A 15,212-nucleotide genomic window follows, 5' to 3' on the forward strand; every position below is an offset into this window, starting at 1 on the left:
CATGAGTCCCGCCGCGCCTCACCGCCCGATGCCGTTCATCACCCGTGTCCGGGTGGAAAACTACAAGTCCATCGCTCACTGTGACGTGGCTCTCGGCCGGTTCACCGTGCTGCTCGGGCTGAACGCCGCAGGGAAGTCGAACTTCCTCGATGCTCTGCGCTTCGTCCGCGACGCGCTCACAGATGGCCCAGCCGAGGCCGTGGCGGCGCGCGGCGGGTGGGAGGAGGTGCTGCGCAGGGTTCCTGAGCCGGCAACCTCCTGCACGATCGGTCTGGAGTTTCACCTGCCGTCAATCGCCGACGACGCGAAGCCCTGGGTGGGGCGGTACGAGATCACCCTCGCGCCGCCAACCGTCCCTGGGGTGGGGCGAGATGCGGGGCCCGGTGTCCGTATCCAGCGTGAGTTCTGCGAGATGCGCCACCCTGGTTCCAAGGGTCGGGCAAACGCCGAGCGCTTCCTGGTATGCGACCGAGCTGGGAAGGGGCGTCGCCAGAAGCGACTACGACTTTCGCAGCTGAGTGAGGGCGAGGCGTTCGATGACCTTTTCGCGGCCCTCACGGAGATGTTCTTCTACAGTCCTGCCCTGTCCAATCTCCGCAAGGCCAGCCCGAACACCCCGACCGCCGGAGCTCTGAGTGAGGACGGCAGCGAACTCGGCCCAGCCCTGGCCGTACTCGGGGATGAGGAGCGTGAGCGCGTCTCGCAGTACCTGGGCGTGATTGTGCCCGGCGTTGTGGAGGTCGGTCCCACAGACCCCTCCGCCGATTACGTTGCGGCGCGGATCAGCTTCGCCACCGACGGCGAGACCGAACCGCACGTTTTCCGGGCCGAGTCCGTGTCGGAAGGGACCATCCGCGCCATCGGCTTGCTGACCGCACTGTTCCAGCCCGACGCCCGGGAAGGCTGGATTCCGCTCGTCGCCGTTGAAGAGCCCGAGTTGGCGTTGCACCCGCTCGCGGCCGGAGCCCTCTACGACGCGCTTACGGAAGCAAGTGAGCACGTGCAGGTCCTCGCCACCACGCAGAGCGCGGAACTTTTTGACCGCAAAGAGGCCGACCTGTCGGCGATCCGCATGGTCGCCGCCGAGCACGGGGTGACGGTGATCGGCGAAGTGGACCCGGTGAGTCGGTCGATCGTCGCCGACGGCCTGGCGACCACGGCCGAACTGCTGCGTTCCGACCAGCTGCGCCCGGTCGTCGAACCCCCAGACCAGTCGGACGAGCAGCCGGAGGGTGAGGAGTGAACCACCCGAGGGTCACCATCGCCTCCGTGGTGGAGGGTGAGGGCGAGATCAGCGCACTGCCCGTCCTTCTCCGGCGGCTGATGTACGAGGCGCACATCTGGGACGCGGACATCCAGCCGCCCTTCCTGGTCGACCGTGGCCGGCTCGTCCGACCGGGCGGTCTGGAAGCCGCCGTGGAGGCCCAGGCTCGGCGCGTACCTGCCGACCACCCCGGGGGCATCCTGGTCGTGATCGACGCCGACGACGACTGCCCGGCCAGCCTCGGGCCTTCGCTGCTGGCTCGGGCCGAGGCCGCCCGCCCTGACCGCCGCACGGCCGTCGTGCTGGCGAACCGGGAGTTCGAGGCGTGGTTCCTCGCGTCGGCGCCCTCCCTCGGTGGGCGGGCGGGTCTCGCCGAACAGTTGGAGGTTCCGGCCAACAGCGAGACGTTACGCGACTGCAAGGGCTGGCTGACCCACCACCGGCGCGACGGGGTGCGGTACCGCCCGCGGGTGGACCAGGCAGCACTGACTGACGTCATCGATCTCGACCTTGCCCGCGCCAACTCATCCTCGTTCGAGAAGTTCTGCCGCGACATCACCTATCTGGTCACCGGAAAGCGGGGGGAATAGCCGCTCATGTCCGTCCACGACGAAGCAGCATTCGGGAACGCCATAGTCGCCGCTTTGCTGGAGCGCAAGTGGTGTGAAGGAAACCGACAGGACTATCGCCCCCAACTCGGCCTGGACACCGCCCAGCTCTTCGAATTCATCGGCAAGACCCAAGCCGACGAATGGGCCGAACTGATCGCCCTCTACGGCGGGGATCCCAACACCGCCCAGGCCGGGTTCGCCAAGCGCGTGGACCAGGCAATCGCGACCGACGGCGTACTGGATGTGCTCCGCAAGGGCGTGAAGGACCACGGTGTCCTGATCAGGCTCGCGTACTTCAAGCCGTCACTCGTCGCGTCGGACGCGGTCCTTGACGACTACCGGGCGAACCGGCTGACCTTCGTCAAGGAGCTGGAGTACGCCGACAAGCAGGCGGACAAGGGCAAGCGCCTCGACCTCACCCTCTTCCTCAACGGGATCCCGCTGGCGACCGCCGAGTTGAAGAACGCTCTCACGCGCCAGGGCGTGGAGGCCGCCAAGGAGCAGTACCGCACGGACCGCGACCCCACCGAGCTGATCTTCGCGCGGCGCGTGATCGCGAACTTCGCCATCGACACGGACCTGGTGTTCGTCGCGCCGGAGTTGCGGGGCAAGCCGACGCGCTTCCTGCCGTTCAACACCGGGTCGGAGGGCCCGGGGAAGCCCGGCGGCGCGGGGAATCCTGCGCCCACCGTCCCCGGGACGTACGCGACCTCGTACCTCTGGGAGCAGATCTGGGAACGGGACACCTGGCTGGACCTGATCGAGCGGTTCGTGCACCTCAGCAAAGAGAAGGGCGCGGACGGGCGGACCCGGAAGAAGCTGATCTTCCCGCGCTACCACCAGTGGGACATCGTCAAGAAGCTCGCCGGCCACGCGGCCCGTCACGGCGCCGGTCACAACTACCTCGGTATGGCCTCCGCCGGCTCCGGCAAGTCGAACACCATCGGATGGCTGGCTCACCGCCTGTCGTCTCTGCATACGCCCACCGACCCAACCGAGATCGACCCCGATGCCCTGGCCGCCGGGCTCAAGCCCGGCGCGCCGGTCTTCGACAAGGTCGTGATCATCACCGACCGCCGCAATCTCGACGCCCAGCTCCGCGAGACCGTAGGCAGCTTCGAGAGGACCGCCGGTCTGGTCGTGAAGATCGACGAGAAGCACGGCGCGAAGTCCGACCAACTCGCCAAGGCACTGTCCCGCGAGACCGGGAAGATCATCACCGTCACTCTGCACACCTTCCCGGCCCTCATCGACTACCTGCGCCGCAACCCCACCGAGATCCAGGGCCACAACTTCGCGATCATCGTGGACGAGGCACACTCCTCGCAGTCCGGCGACGCGGCCACGGCCGTACGCGCGGCGCTGCGTGACCTGGGCCTGGACTCGGACTCCGACGAGACCGGGGCAACCGAGCTGGAAGCGGCGGCAGCCACCACCGATGCCCGGCTCATCCGCAAGGCCACCCAGCGCAGCAAGGCCGCGAACCTCTCCTACTTCGCGTTCACGGCCACGCCCAAGGCCAAGACGCTCGAACTCTTCGGCACCCTGGAGAGCGTCAACGGCAAGCCGACGTACGTCCCCTTCCACACGTACTCGATGCGCCAGGCCATCGAGGAAGGCTTCATCCTCGACCCCCTGCGGACCTACGTCACCTACAACACGTACTGGAAGCTGGTGAACAAGAATCCGGACGAACGCGAGGTGGATCCCTCCAAGGCGAATCCGCTGCTCGCCCGGTACGCGCTCACGCACGACTCCACCGTGACGCAACAGGCGCAGGTGATCGTCGAGCACTTCCGCACACACACCGCCGGCCGGCTCGGCGGGCGTGCCAAGGCCATGGTCGTGACGGCCTCCCGGCACAGCGCCGTGCAGATGGCCCGTGCGATCAGGAAGTACATCGACGACCGCGCATACGCCGACCCGGGCGTCCTGGTCGCGTTCTCCGGGAGCCTGACGTACGACGGCGAGGAAACGACCGAGCCGAAGGAGAACGGCGGCCTGGCCGAGTCCGCGCTGCCGAAGGCGTTCGCGTACACACGCAAGGACGACAAGGCCGTGCGCACCGGCGGGAAGGCGACACAGCGCGAGTACCGCATCCTGGTCGTCGCCGAGAAGTACCAGACCGGCTTCGACCAGCCGCTGCTCACCACGATGTACGTGAACAAGAAGCTCGCGGGCATCAGCGCCGTCCAGACCCTCTCCCGTCTGAACCGCACCGCCGACCGCAAGTCGCAGGCGGACCTGGCCGTACTGGACTTCGTCAACGACGCCGAGGACATCAAGGAGTCCTTCCGCCCGTACTTCGAGGAGGCGAACACCCTTCCCTCCGATCCCAACCTCCTCTACACGGCACAGAGCCGGGTCATGCAACCCGACATCCTCGTCGATGAGGAGATGCGGGAGTTCGCCGATGCCTATCTGGCGGCCGAGGAGAAGGCGGCGGGCTCGGTGGCCCGCTGGGAGAAGCTGCACGCGGAGCTGTACCGGCATCTCGGGCCCGCCGTCGGACGGTTCACCGAGCTGCTGGACCGCAAGGACGAGGCCGACGACCCGGACGAGGAAGCCGCCGAGGCCGCCGAGCAGTTCCGCGCCGACCTCAACGACTACGTACGGAAGTACGGCTTCCTCTCCCAGATCGTGCCCTACCGCGACGCCGACCTCGAATGCCTCTACCTCTACGGCCGCCACCTGCTCAACCGCCTGCCGCGACGCGGAGACGGCGGTGTGGACATAGGGGACGTCGACCTCAGCCATCTGCGCATCCGGAAGACCGGCGAGCACGACCTCGCGCTGACCTCGGAGGGAGCGGCGGAGCTGCGCGGCTTCGGCGAGGGCGCGGGCGGCGCCAAGGAGCAGCAGAAGTCACTGCTGTCGGAGCTGATCGAGAAGTTCAACGACAAGTTCGGCACCGACTTCACCGAGCAGGACGTGATCACGCCGTTCTCGGAGGCGAAGGCGGACCCGAAGGTCCGCGCGGCCGCCGTCAACGACGAGGAGAACTTCGGGCTCGTCTTCGACGAGGTCTTCGAGGACAAGATGGCCGAGCACATCGACACCATCGCCGACATGGGACGCCAGTACTTCAGCCACGACGACAGCTTCAAGCAGTCGCTCAACCAGAGTGCGCGCCGGGCGGCTTGGCGGATGATCCGCCGGGAGGAGAACATCGACGACGAGGCGGCCTGACCCGCCCGGCCTTCCGCCCCCTCCCGGCCGACCGCTCCGCCTGATCAACCGCCCTGGCGGAAGGAGAGGCCCGCGATCACGGACGTTCCGCGCGTGGGACGGGGCCGGACGGTCCAGGCGGTGGCGAGGCTGTCGACGAGGAGCAGACCCCGACCGGTCTCGGAGTCCGTGTCCGGGCGGGCCACTTCCGGTTTGCCGGTACCCGGGTCGGACACGGCGAGCCAGTAGTGTCCGTCGGCGGGCCACAGGACGAGTTCGATGAGGTCCTCGTCCTCCCGGCAGGCGCCGTGGCGGATGGCGTTGGTGACCAGCTCCGAGGTCAACAGGCCCAGATCGTCGCCGAGGTGGGGCCGAAGGACGTGCGGCAGCGATTCGGCGACGGCGTGCCGGGCCCGCCGTACGGAGATGGGGTGGGCGGGGAAGCGCCAGTGGGCAGGTACGAGGGGGATCTCGGGCATGGCGAACTCCACTGCTGTGTGAGGGGTTTGGGGTCGCCGGTGGCCTACCGCCCTGGCCGCGGGCACACCCGTCCCAGGGCAGGCGGGCATGCTCGCGCGGTGCGCTTCCGGCATTGCGGTGTGTAACTTGCGCGATACTCACAGTAGAGCAACGGGGGTACATGTGCTACCAAGCCCGGAAGACCTGTTGGAACGAACTTCGCGTCGCGGCAAACTGAGCCGCACACGACGAGAGGGAACACATGCCGCCGAGGAGCAATCCGACCGCACGCCAGCAGCGTCTGGGCGCGGAGCTTCGCAAGTTGCGGGAAGGGGCGGGCCTGTCCACCGAACAGGCCGCCGCGCTGCTGGACACGAAGCGGACCGTGATCAGCAGCACCGAGGCGGGACGCCACGGTGTCAGCCCGGAGCGTGTCCGGCGCATTGCCTTCCGGTATGAGTGCACGGACCAAGCTCTGGTGGATGCATTGGTCGCCATGTGCGGCGATCGCACAAGCGGCTGGTGGGAGGAGTATCGCGACCTCCTGCCCACGACATTCTTGGATATTGCCGAGTTGGAGTGGCACGCCAAGGGCTTGCGTGTGAGCACGATGACGCACATGCCGGGGCAGTTCCAGACCGAGGCATACGCGCGCACTCTGTTCCAAGCCGCCATCCCGCCGCTGCCCGCCGAGGAGTTCGAGGCCAGAGTGGCCCACCGTGTACAAAGACACCAGGCCGTCGACCGGCCAGGGGCTCCGGCCTACACGCTGGTCATCCACGAAGCCGCCCTACGGATCGAAGTCGGCGGACGCGCGGTGCTACGAAACCAGCTCGGTCACCTCATGGCAGCCGCAGACCGCGACAATGTCACGATCCAGGCCATCCCGTTCTCAGCGGGCGTTTTCCCCGGTTCAGGCCAGGCGATCCTGTACGCCCTCGGCCAGGTGCCCCCTCTGGACACCGTGCAACTGGATCGCACCACGGCAGGAGAGTTTCTTTATTCCAGCGCCCATTTGTGCAAGTACCGGCTGCAACTCGACGAGATGCAGAGGATCGCACTTACACCTGAGAAGACCCTCGATCTCATGCACACCATTTCCCAGAGTCTTTAGGAGAGTTGATCATGCCTGACATCAGTTGGGAAGCCCCTTTCTGCCAGGATGCGAGCAACTGCTTCCGCCTCGGCACCGACGCCGACGGCAACGGCTACATAGCCGTCAACGGCCAGGAGGACCACTACCTCACCGACTCCCTCGAAGCCCTGCGCACCCTCATCACCGACATCAAGGCCGGCAAGGCCGACCACCTGCTGTAGGACCTGCCGCGTGCGCCGCCGCCAGTCGGTACCGTGTACAGCGATCGACTGACGTGGCATCAGGACGACGGGGGCGCAACGCGTGGTGCGGGCAAGGAGAATCGGCGAGCAGGGCCGCTACGAGCTGATCGAGGAGATCGAGTCCGGCGGCATGGGCACGGTCTGGCGCGGCTACGACGCCGTTCTGGACCGGGAGATCGCGGTCAAGCTCATCCGGCCCGACGTCGTCGCGTCGCCCGCGCAGGCGAAGGAGTTCACCCGCCGCTTCGAACGCGAGGCGCGTGTCACCGCACGGATCGGGCATCACGGAGTGCCGCAGGTGTTCGACGCGGTGTTGGACGAGGCGTCGCACGACCGGCTGTACCTGGTGATGGAGTACGTGCGCGGGATCTCCCTGCGCAAGGTGCTCACGGGCGCGGAGGACGGACCGGCGGTGGGCCTCCCGGTGAGCTGGGCCGCGTCCATCGCCGCGCAGATCTGCACGGTCCTGTCCTACGCCCACGCCATCCCGGTCGTGCACCGCGACCTGAAGCCGGACAACGTCCTGATCGCCTCGGACGGCACGGTCAAGGTGCTGGATTTCGGCATCGCGAAGCTGCTTCGCACGGACGTCACCCGGCTCACGGCCACCGGCAACCGGATCGGTACCAGCCGCTACATGCCGCCGGAGCAGATCGACGGCGCGCAGATCACGCCGCTCAGCGACCTCTACGCGCTCGGCTGCGTGCTGCACGAACTCCTGACCGGGCAGCCGGTCTTCAGCGGCGACAACGAGTACCAGCTCCTGCACCAGCACATGGACGTGCCGCCGAAGCCGTTGCGCACCCTGCGGCCCGAGGTGCCGGAGGACCTCGAGGCGTTGACCCTGGACCTGCTGGCCAAGGCGCCCGAGCAGCGGCCGGCCGACGCGTACGCGGTGTACGAACGCCTGTCGCCGCACCTGCCGCAACCGGGTTCAGCGGCTGTCCCCGTGGCCTTCACGGACGGTGGCTCCCCTTCCGCACTTCCCGACCCGACGGTGGTCTACCGGCAGCCGAACGCACCGCTGCGGCGGACCACGGCGCCTGCGCCCTCACCCGAGCAGGTGGCTCCCGTACCGGTCGCGGCGCGCGCCGACACCGTGTTGCGGGACGCGATCCGGGACGCCTACGCCCGGTCCGCGGACCTTGCCGAAAGCGGGCGGTTCGCCCAGGCCGCGGACGTCCTCAAGGCAGTGATCGCCACGGCGGCCACCGCTCTCGGCGCACACAGCCCCCGTGTGCTGAGTCTGCGGCGGCAGCGCGCGGCGGTCCTAATGGCCGGCGAGGACTTCCGGCGCGCCTTACCGGAGTTCGACGCGCTGGCCGCCGTCTACGCCCGTACGGCGGGACCGGCCGGCGAAAGCGCGCTGGAGTGCCGCCGGCACGCCGCCCACTGCCGGGCCAACCTCGGCCAGGCCACCGCCGCCCTGCGGGAGTTCCAGGAGGTCCTGGAGGTCGTGTCCGACACGGACGGAGACGCCTCCGAGACCGCTCTCGACCTGCGCCGCAGCATCGGCGTCCTCCTTTTCTCCGAGGGCCGCCGCACCGAGGCCGAGGGCGTCCTCGATGCCCTCCACGAGGACATGTGCGTACTCCTCGGTGAGGACCACGAGGAGACCCACGAGATCGCCGACCTCCTCGCCCGGCTGCGCGGCCCGGAGGGGTCACGCCCCTACTGACGCCCCGCCGGTGCAGTGCGCACGCCGTCAGGCCTCCTCCTCTTCCTCCTCCTCTTCGCTGTGGATGCGCTGCGCCAGATCCCACAGGCTCCGGCCATCCGACTGGAACCAGCGAGCCGTTCCCTGATTGGACACGGGCCGCTCGTCCCAGTCGGCGTCCCCCCACATCTTCGACACCAGCCCGGACGGCGAGTACTGCTGCTCGTCGTACGCCCACAGGATCGGCTTGGTCCGGTGATTGACCCAGGTCGCCTGGCGTCGCCTTTCGTCTTCGACAAGCCACCCTTCCATGGCGTCACGCTCGGGCTCGTTCAGAGCCACGTACCGGAGGGGGGCTCCGTCCTTGATGACACGGCGGTCGACCAGGAGCGGCACGGTGTTCGGGCGACGCGGCTTGCGCTCCTTCACGGGGGGTGCGGGAACGGCGACGCCGTCGGCCAGGTCGCCGAGGACCTGCTTCGCGAGCTCTCGGCATGTCTCCGCGGTGTGGAAGGCGGTCCTGATCTGGGAACGTGGCCCGTAACGAGTGACGATCTGGTGCGTCAGCCGACGCACCAGCTCCGGTACGAGGGCGGGGATCTTGTCCAGGACCTCGCTGTCCCAGTCGAAATCGGGATCATCGATGCTCGTGGCACCGAGATGCTGGAAGATCAGGTGGGTGACGAGAAAGCCACCGTGCTCCGCGGTCGCCGCCTCACGGCTGTTCTGCCCACTGCCCAGTTCGTAGACCGCGCTCCGCGCCGCGCGCAGCGTGAGCACGGAACGCCACACCTTCTGCGGAGAGGGTTCGCGTTTGAACAACAGGGTGTGACTGCCCTTGGGGCCCTGCTCCCAGAGGTTCTCCGTGGAACTGGCGGCCCGGGCGGCCTGTTCGGCATCCGGGTACAGGCAGGCAAGGGCGAGGGCGAGTTCGTCCAGTGAACAGCCGGTCTCAGGCGCGGCGACCGGCTCACCCCGCTTGATCACGTACTGCTTGCGCAGTTCGGCGCGCAGGTTGGCCTTGATCGCCTGGTGCACGGGGTCCAGCGCGATGTGATCGCGCTGCTCGATGGCGTTCTGCCGGTTCGCCGCCTGCGAGACCTGTACGCCGAATTTCCGGTCTTCATGCGTGTTGATGACCTTGATGCTCAGGGTGGCGTGGGCCGCGGCCTCGCCGTCATCGTGCATGGCCCTGGCGACGGCCCGTACCGTCTGAGCGCCGTTGACGATGCTCGCCCCGGTCACGGCGAGAGTGGTCGGCCTGTTCCGCGGTGCCTTGGCGCTTTCGTGCCTGGCCGTGAGCGAATCGCAGATCATGGTGATGCCGTTGTTCAGGTACCAGAACCTGGTGGGATCGGAAGTGAGGGTCTGACCGATCTCCGCATTGGTGACGGTGGTCCCGAGCGGGGCCCGGAGATTCTGCTCGAACAGGCCGGTACCGTGCGTCTCGTACCACTCGGCGACGCTCTCCGCGGAGACCGTGCCCTGATAGGCCTCGAGCGGCCCCTTCTGCTGGTACCAGTCGTCCAGTCGTACGTCCAGGCAGATCGGCTCCGGCCGGAGATCCGCGTGGACCTGCTCATGGAAATCGGCGGCGAACAGTACCTTGACGCTCAGGCGCGCGCCGTGCTGGTTGAACTCGTCGAGAGCGTTGTCGAGGACCTCGCGTGCCGGCGGGGAAGGTTCTACGGTGCCCATCAGCGCGATGACCAGGATGGCTCTCTCCTTGATGAGGAGCGGCCTCGCTTCCAGCGCGAGGGCGGCGGCACGCTGGTTGAACTGGTCGTACAGCTCGTTCTCGATCCGGTTCAGACCGTCCACCATCGCCTTTGCCGCGTCAACGTCAAAGGTCGCCGTGCCCTTGTCGCTCCACTTCGCCTGGACAAGCAGAACCTGCCCGCTCTCGGGGAGGGGGGCGATGGCGTCCAGCCCCTGGTCTGCGATGCCGTCCGTCACGAACCGGGCCGCCTCGGCCACACTGCACTTGCCCACGCGTCGTACCGCGAGGGCCGCGAGAGCACGGGAGAGGAAGCGCTGTTCGTAGTTGCCCCCTCGGAAGTGGGCGATGTCGCTGTCGTCTATCACCCCGTCAAACGTCTCGTGCAGCTGTTCGCGTACCTGCGTGACCGCGCGAGGTGTGTCCGCGCCCGAGGTGGTCATGGATGGTTACCTTCCCACTGGTGGTATCTTGTCGATGGCCTAGGCCCGTGTCTTGATCCCTGAGCCGTTGCCACGCTGCCGGGGGCTGAAGTCCACGACCGCCAAAGCGACGCCAGCCGTGTCGACCGTGGCCGCCACCCAGTCCAAGGCCACCTCGAAGGGCACGCCGCGCGCGCCGAACCAGCCGTCGCGCACCAGCCGGGCGAAGTCGGTCGGTACCAGGTGGCGGGTGAGCGCGCCACGGAAGGGCCTGGGAGACCGGTCCGCCGAGGCCGAGATCGCTGCGGCGACCTGGCCGTAGGGGTAGATCGCGCCAGGGCTCGTCCGGTGCAGAGCGGCGGTGAAGGGCACCGGCTCATGAACGCGGAGAAAGAGAGGGTCGTCCAGCAAGCCGTAATCGTCGGCGCTCCGCCGGGCGCGTCCGGGCAGACGGTGAACACGGCTGCGGAACTCGTCCAGACCGTGCCGGGCGTCAGGCGGGAAGAGCCCGTTCGGGCCGGGGCGCACGTAGCGCAGCACGACGAGCGTCCGGGTGTCGACGTGGTAGTAGTAGGCGTCGAGGGAGCCCTCCCCGCCGTCCACCACCCGCTGATCGGTTATCGACGTGGCCTCGAAGTCATGACTCCGGTTGCCTCCGCGACTCGCGAACGCCTGGACGACGGTCTCACCGGCGCCGCTGAACCTCTCCGCCGCCCGCCCACGGATGTCGTCGAGCATCGGCTGAACCGCAGTCCCGATAAGCCCGCTGATAAAGGCTGACCGGGCGGCTGTCCTGTCCCAGAGGCGTACCTCGGAGAAGTCGTTCGGGGCCAACCCGGCTATCTTGGCGAAGAGCAGAAGAGCGTCACGCTCGTCACGCCAGCGGAGCTCCCCCTCACTCCAGCCTTCGGCATCGTCGAGCAGAGGCATCAGCCTCTGGACTTCCGCCTCGACATCAGGAGAGATCCGCCGGAGATTGGCGAACACGGTGTCCGCGCCGACCGTGACAGGACCGCTTTCCGGTAACGAATCGGAGAGTGCGGCGTCTCGCTCGCCGCCGGCGCACCAGAGCCCTGAGACAGGCACCAGGTCTCGAAGGCTTCGTGCACGGGTGACGACGACCTTCCGGTCACGGTCGGTCTCATGAGCGGGGCGCACGATACCCAGCCCCCAGATCCGCTCCTGCTGCTCCCGGTCGCGTTCATCGCTCTGCTCGCCGAGAGGAGCAAGCCGGATCGCGAGGTGCGACTTGGCCTCGGGCCACTCACGGCAGGGTTGGGAGTAGGACCTTTCCTTGGTGTGGTCGGCATCGAGCAGACGAAGTAAGTCATTGTCAGGACGCAGAACCGCCAGGCGCGGCGATCGCGCCGAAGACGGGAAACTGACCCGCCTTGGTTGTACGAATGCCATCCACTCCCCCGAACCGCCTGCCACCACACGGAGCCAGGCTCAGGGGGATGGTAGCGCGCCAGCTCCACCTGCGACTTCCCCCTCCCATGTTCCGACTCCTCCGCCAGGGGCACCTTCGCATGAAGTGCCCACCCCGACAGGCCCGGGTGGCGCGGACTGCCGGTGACGCTCGCCGCCGACTTCGTTTGAGACCAACGGGAACAGCAGTCGAAGATCGACCGGATCACCTGACAACGACGAGCGAATCAGATCAGATCACCTGAAACTATGACCCAATCGAATGAGACGGGATATCTCTGACTCCCTCGCCGCGGGGTGCGGCCGGGTCCGGGGCGTACAGGGGTACGCTCCGGACACGTTTCCCCCGCACCGAGAGAGGCCCGACCGTGAGCGTCCGTGTGCGCCGCATCTACGATCCGCCCGAGTCCGACGACGGTGTGCGGGTCCTGGTCGACCGGCTCTGGCCGCGCGGGGTCTCCAAGGAGGACGCGCACATCGACGAGTGGCCGAAGGCCATGACGCCGTCCACCGAGCTGCGCCGCTGGTACCACGGCGGCGAGGGGTCGTACGAGGAGTTCCGGCGCCGTTACGAGGCCGAACTGACCGAGCCGGAGGCGGCCGAACTCCTCGACCACATCAGGAAGTTGACCCGCCGTGGCCATGTGACGCTGCTGACCGCGTCCAAGGAGCCGGAGCAGAGCCAGGCCTCGGTGCTGGCCGGTCTGCTGAAGAAGAAGTGAGCCCGCCCGCCTCCGCGCCGTGCGGGGGCGGGCCGTGACACTCGCTCAGGCGGTCTGCCGTGCGGCGGCACGCCCCGCCGCGCGCCCGGAGAACAGGCATCCGCCGAGGAAGGTGCCCTCCAGGGCGTTGTAGCCGTGGAGGCCGCCGCCGCCGAAGCCGGCGACCTCACCGGCCGCGTAGAGGCCGTCGATCACTTGCCCGTCACGGCCGAGGGCGCGCGAGTCCAGGTCGGTCTGGATGCCGCCGAGCGTCTTGCGGGTCAGGATGTGCAGCTTGACGGCGATCAGCGGTCCTGCCGCCGGGTCCAGGACGCGGTGCGGGGCGGCCACTCGGCCGAGGCGGTCGCCGATGTAGCGGCGGGCGTTGTGGATGCCCTGGACCTGGGAGTCCTTGCTGTAGGGGTTGGCGATCTGGAGGTCGCGGGCCTCGATCAGGCGCCGCACCCCGGCGGCGTCCAGGAGGGGCTTGCCGGTCGACTGGTTCATCTTCTCGACCAGTTGCTCCAGGGTGCGGGCGATCAGGAAGTCCTCGCCGTGCCGCAGGAAGTCCCGTACGGGTCCGGGCGCGCCCTTGCCGAGCAGTCGGTCGCGCAGCACGGCCTTGCGGTCCCTGGCCGTGATGTCGGGGTTCTGCTCGGAGCCCGACAGGGCGAACTCCTTCTCGACGATCCTGCGGGTCAGCACGAACCAGGAGTGGTCGTACCCGGCGATGTCCTCGGTCGTGCGCAGGTGCCTGAGGGTGCCGAGCGTGTCGTAGCCGGGCAGGCAGGGGTCGGGCAGCCGGCGGCCGAGGGCGTCCAGCCAGAGGGACGAGGGGCCCGGCAGGATGCGGATGCCGTGGCCGGGCCAGACCGGGTTCCAGTTCCGCAGGCCCTCGGTGTAGTGCCACATGCGGTCGCGGTTGACCAGCCGTGCGCCGGCCTCCTCGCTGATGTCCAGCATCCGGCCGTCGACGTACGCCGGAACGCCGGTGACCATCCGCGACGGCGGGGTGCCGAGCCGCTCGGGCCAGTGGCGGCGCACGAGGCCGTGGTCGGCGCCGATGCCTCCGGTGGTGACGACGACGGCCTGCGCGGTGAGCTCGAACGCGCCGCTCTCCTCGCGGTTGGAGGCGACGCCGCGGGGCGCGTCGTCCTCGGCGAGGAGCGTGCCCCGCACACCCTGGACGGCGCCGTCCTGGACGACGAGTTCGTCGACCCGGTGACGGTGGTGGAAGGTGAGCAGTCCGTCGCGCTCGGCCTGGAGGGCGTACGCGGCGAAGGGTTCCACGACGCCCGTGCCGGTGCCCCAGGCGATGTGGAAGCGGGGTACGGAGTTGCCGTGGCCGTCGGCGCGCAGATCGCCGCGCTCGGCCCAGCCGACCGTGGGCAGCAGCGTGATGCCGTGCCCTTCCAGCCAGGACCGCTTCTCCCCCGCCGCGAACTCGACGTAGGCGCGCGCCCAGCGCACCGCCCAGGAGTCCTCGTCGCCCAGCCGGTCGAACCGGGCGCTGCCCTGCCAGTCGTTCCAGGCCAGCTCGAAGGAGTCCTTGACGCCGAGCCTGCGCTGCTGCGGGGTGTCGACGAGGAACAGCCCGCCGAAGGACCAGTACGCCTGCCCGCCGAGATTGGCGGCGTTCTCCTGGTCGACGAGGGCGACCCTGCGGCCCCGGCTGGTCAGTTCGTGCGCCGCGACCAGGCCCGCGAGGCCCGCTCCGACGACGATGACGTCCGCGTCCATGGCGACCGTTCCCTTCCTCAGTTCGTCCGTACGGGGGTGCCGCCGTCGGTGAGCAGCGCCGTGAGCAGTTGTCCGAGCCAGGCGCGGGCGCCCTCGACGTCCCTGTCGAGCAGCAGTTGGGTGGTGACTCCGTCGTACGCGGCGACGACCGCGTGGGCGGCGCCGTCGGCGCCGCCGAGGACGGCGGGCAGCGGGGTGCCGGCGCGGGAGAGCCGGTCGGCGACGGCACGGCGCAGCCGCGCGCGGTGCTCCAGCAGCGTCTGCGCCACGGCCGTGTCGCGGGCCGCGTGCACCAGGAAGTCCGTCTTGACCAGGAGCCAGTCCCGGTCGAGGAGCAGCACGTCGGTGACCCGGTCGACGGCGGCGGGCACGTCGAGGTCCGGGCCGTCGAGGGCGAGCGCCCCGGCCACCTGGTCGGCGATCAGCTCGGCCCGGTCCCGGTACAGGGCGAAGAACAACTCGTCGAGAGTGGCGAAGTTGGAGTAGAAGGCGCCCCTGCTGTAGCCGGCGGCCTCACAGACCTCCTCGATCGACACCCGGCCGAAGCCCTTGGCGGCGAACACCGTGAAGGCGGCGTCGAGCAGGTTGGCCCGTGTTCGCTGCCGACGCCGGGTGACGCGCTTTTCCGTGCCCCCGACCGTCATGCCGCCACCCCCTGTTCGATACATGAATGTATCCGATGCATTGATGTATCGAAAGGGCCGCGG

The 15,212-nt window shown here is 68.6% G+C and carries 12 protein-coding genes; 7 read left to right on the top strand and 5 right to left on the bottom strand.

Annotated features, from left to right (window positions below):
- Window position 1 precedes the first annotated feature (1 nt).
- Genes OIE49_RS03460 through OIE49_RS03470 form a run of 3 tightly spaced genes read left to right on the top strand, consistent with a single transcriptional unit; the run spans window position 2 to window position 5,064 of the window.
- Window positions 2–1,243, top strand: a complete 1,242-nt coding sequence (locus tag OIE49_RS03460; protein ID WP_326801006.1) for an AAA family ATPase — start codon at window positions 2–4, stop codon at window positions 1,241–1,243.
- Window positions 1,240–1,854, top strand: a complete 615-nt coding sequence (locus OIE49_RS03465; protein WP_326801007.1) for a DUF4276 family protein — start codon at window positions 1,240–1,242, stop codon at window positions 1,852–1,854. The genes OIE49_RS03460 and OIE49_RS03465 overlap by 4 nt, the downstream gene beginning before the upstream one ends.
- 6 nt (window positions 1,855–1,860) lie before the next feature.
- Entirely contained in the window at window positions 1,861–5,064 is a 3,204-nt protein-coding gene (locus tag OIE49_RS03470) for a type I restriction endonuclease subunit R (RefSeq protein WP_326801008.1), read from the top strand.
- A gap of 44 nt (window positions 5,065–5,108) precedes the next feature.
- On the opposite strand, the gene OIE49_RS03475 is transcribed toward OIE49_RS03470, so the two are convergent.
- Window positions 5,109–5,522 (bottom strand): ATP-binding protein, encoded by a 414-nt coding sequence (locus OIE49_RS03475; RefSeq protein WP_326801009.1) that lies wholly within the window; start codon window positions 5,520–5,522, stop codon window positions 5,109–5,111.
- Window positions 5,523–5,764: 242 nt separating this feature from the next.
- Between OIE49_RS03475 and OIE49_RS03480 the strand changes: the two genes are divergently transcribed.
- The 3 genes from OIE49_RS03480 to OIE49_RS03490 all read left to right on the top strand — a co-directional run bounded on the left by OIE49_RS03480 (window position 5,765) and on the right by OIE49_RS03490 (window position 8,518).
- Window positions 5,765–6,616 carry a helix-turn-helix domain-containing protein gene (locus OIE49_RS03480; RefSeq protein ID WP_326801010.1) on the top strand — a complete coding sequence of 284 codons (852 nt, stop codon included), beginning with the start codon at window positions 5,765–5,767 and terminating at the stop codon, window positions 6,614–6,616.
- Window positions 6,617–6,627: 11 nt separating this feature from the next.
- The gene (locus tag OIE49_RS03485; RefSeq protein WP_326801011.1) at window positions 6,628–6,819 is read left to right on the top strand and encodes a hypothetical protein; all 192 of its coding nucleotides are present in this window, start codon (window positions 6,628–6,630) and stop codon (window positions 6,817–6,819) included.
- 82 nt (window positions 6,820–6,901) lie between these two features.
- The gene (locus tag OIE49_RS03490; RefSeq protein WP_326801012.1) at window positions 6,902–8,518 is read left to right on the top strand and encodes a serine/threonine-protein kinase; all 1,617 of its coding nucleotides are present in this window, start codon (window positions 6,902–6,904) and stop codon (window positions 8,516–8,518) included.
- A gap of 27 nt (window positions 8,519–8,545) precedes the next feature.
- On the opposite strand, the gene OIE49_RS03495 is transcribed toward OIE49_RS03490, so the two are convergent.
- Both OIE49_RS03495 and OIE49_RS03500 read right to left on the bottom strand, forming a co-directional pair.
- Complete coding sequence (locus OIE49_RS03495; RefSeq protein WP_326801013.1) at window positions 8,546–10,657, bottom strand: AIPR family protein; 2,112 nt, start codon at window positions 10,655–10,657, stop codon at window positions 8,546–8,548.
- Window positions 10,658–10,696: 39 nt separating this feature from the next.
- The gene (locus OIE49_RS03500; RefSeq protein ID WP_326801014.1) at window positions 10,697–12,046 is read right to left on the bottom strand and encodes a hypothetical protein; all 1,350 of its coding nucleotides are present in this window, start codon (window positions 12,044–12,046) and stop codon (window positions 10,697–10,699) included.
- Window positions 12,047–12,432: 386 nt separating this feature from the next.
- Here OIE49_RS03500 and OIE49_RS03505 point away from each other — a divergent pair, with 386 nt between their 5' ends.
- Window positions 12,433–12,786 carry a DUF488 domain-containing protein gene (locus OIE49_RS03505; protein ID WP_326801015.1) on the top strand — a complete coding sequence of 118 codons (354 nt, stop codon included), beginning with the start codon at window positions 12,433–12,435 and terminating at the stop codon, window positions 12,784–12,786.
- A 45-nt stretch (window positions 12,787–12,831) separates the two neighbouring features.
- Here OIE49_RS03505 and OIE49_RS03510 read toward each other — a convergent pair whose 3' ends face one another.
- Both OIE49_RS03510 and OIE49_RS03515 read right to left on the bottom strand, forming a co-directional pair.
- Window positions 12,832–14,505 carry an FAD-binding dehydrogenase gene (locus OIE49_RS03510; protein ID WP_326801016.1) on the bottom strand — a complete coding sequence of 558 codons (1,674 nt, stop codon included), beginning with the start codon at window positions 14,503–14,505 and terminating at the stop codon, window positions 12,832–12,834.
- Window positions 14,506–14,522: 17 nt separating this feature from the next.
- The gene (locus OIE49_RS03515; RefSeq protein ID WP_326801017.1) at window positions 14,523–15,149 is read right to left on the bottom strand and encodes a TetR/AcrR family transcriptional regulator; all 627 of its coding nucleotides are present in this window, start codon (window positions 15,147–15,149) and stop codon (window positions 14,523–14,525) included.
- Window positions 15,150–15,212: the final 63 nt, after the last annotated feature.

Source organism: Streptomyces sp. NBC_01788 (assembly GCF_035917575.1).
Taxonomy (GTDB): domain Bacteria; phylum Actinomycetota; class Actinomycetes; order Streptomycetales; family Streptomycetaceae; genus Streptomyces.